The 1,739-nt window shown below is 63.2% G+C and carries 1 protein-coding gene and 1 pseudogene; both read right to left on the reverse strand.

The window, feature by feature from the left end:
• On the reverse strand, positions 1–1,336 hold a 1,336-nt coding region (locus AC1D1X_RS22390; RefSeq protein ID WP_477699232.1), incomplete at its 3' end, for an HAD-IC family P-type ATPase.
• Between the two features lie 138 nt (positions 1,337–1,474).
• Positions 1,475–1,739, reverse strand: a pseudogene (locus tag AC1D1X_RS22395) (hypothetical protein); the annotation flags it as partial.

The following is a 1,739-nucleotide window of genomic DNA, read 5'->3' on the forward strand; positions in this document are numbered from 1 at the left end:
CTGCGGGAACTGCGCGGTCGAACGCCGGTTTGCCGGCCGTCAGCGTGCCGGTCTTGTCGACGATCAATACGTCGACGGTGCGCAGGTGTTCAATCGCCGCCGCATCGCGGAAAAGAATGCCCTGGCCAGCCGCCTTGCCCGTGGCGACCATGATGGACATCGGCGTGGCCAGGCCCAGCGCGCAGGGGCAGGCGATGATCAGCACCGCCACCGCGTTGATCAGGCCGTAAACCCAGCTCGGCTGCGGGCCGAAAAATCCCCATCCCAGAAAGGTCAGCACGGCCACGGCCACTACGGCCATCACAAACCAGCCGGCAACCTGGTCGGCCATGCGCTGCAGGGGTGCCTTCGAGCGTTGGGCCAGCGCGACCATCTGCACGATTTGCGACAGCATGGTTTGCGCGCCGACGCGCTCGGAGCGCATCACCAGGGCGCCGCTGGTGTTGAGCGTGGCGCCTATCAGCTTGTCGCCCGGACGCTTGCTCACGGGCAGGGGTTCTCCGGTCAGCATCGATTCATCAACGGCGCTGCCGCCCTCGGTAACGACGCCGTCGACGGGCACTTTTTCGCCGGGGCGCACGCGCAGGCTGTCGCCCACGTGCACGTGGGTTAGCGGCACGTCTTCCTCGGTGCCGTCGGCCTTGATGCGCCGCGCGGTTTTTGGCGCCAGCCCCAGCAATGACTTGATTGCKGCGGAAGTTTGCGAGCGCGCCTTCAGCTCCAGCATCTGGCCGAGCAGCGTCAGTGAAATGATCACGGCCGCCGCCTCAAAGTAAACCGCTACACGGCCCATGGAAATAAACGACTCCGGGAACACACCGGGCGTGAGGGTGGCGACCACGCTGTAGGCAAAGGCCGCGCCTGTTCCCAGGCTGATCAGGGTCCACATGTTCGGGCTGCGGTGGGCGACTGACTGCGCGCCACGCACAAAGAAGGGCCAGCCTGCCCACAATACGACCGGCAGGCTCAGCACCAGTTCTATCCAGCTCTGGACAGTCATGTCGAACCAGCCGAGCTGGTGGCCGAACATGGCCAGGACCGTCACCATCATGCTCAACGGCAGCGTYCACCAGAAGCGGCGCGTGAAAGATAGCAATTCCGGATTCTCATCCTCGTCGAGGCTGGGCATGACAGGCTCCAGCGTCATACCGCAGATCGGGCAATTGCCCGGGTGATCCTGCCGGATTTCCGGATGCATGGGGCAGGTATAGACCGTGCCGCCGGCCACCGTGGTATCGCCATGGACGGTTGGCGTTGCAGCGCCGACGGCCGCCGTGCTGGACCCGTGAGAAGCTTGAGATGAGTGAGATGAGTGAGGAGAGTGGGCGTGGTTCATGAAGGGCATCCTTTCCCGCGTTGCAGGCTTGAAAATCAGGCATCGAGGAAAGATAAACCCTCCCATAGGGGAAAGGTCAAGCCCGCCGTTGGCATCTCCTGGAGTCGCAGCGCTCCGCCCCTGGCGACGCTGTAAAACTCAGGGTTTGGCTGGAACCGGAGGCAGGCGGTCCATCATCATCTGCATCATGGACTGCATCATTTCCATGCGTTTTTCCATCATCTGTTGGCGCGCGGCCGGGTCGTTGCCTGGGCCCTGCATGTTGCCCATCATCCCGCCCATGCCACCCATCATGCTCATGCCTTCCTGCATGAGTTTGTGGTGTTCAGCCATCAGGGCACTACGTTCTTCGGGGGTTTTTGCGCGCGTCATGCGGTCGTGCATGGTGCGCATGGCTTTCATG

Source organism: Polaromonas sp. P1_G4 (genome assembly GCF_056405475.1).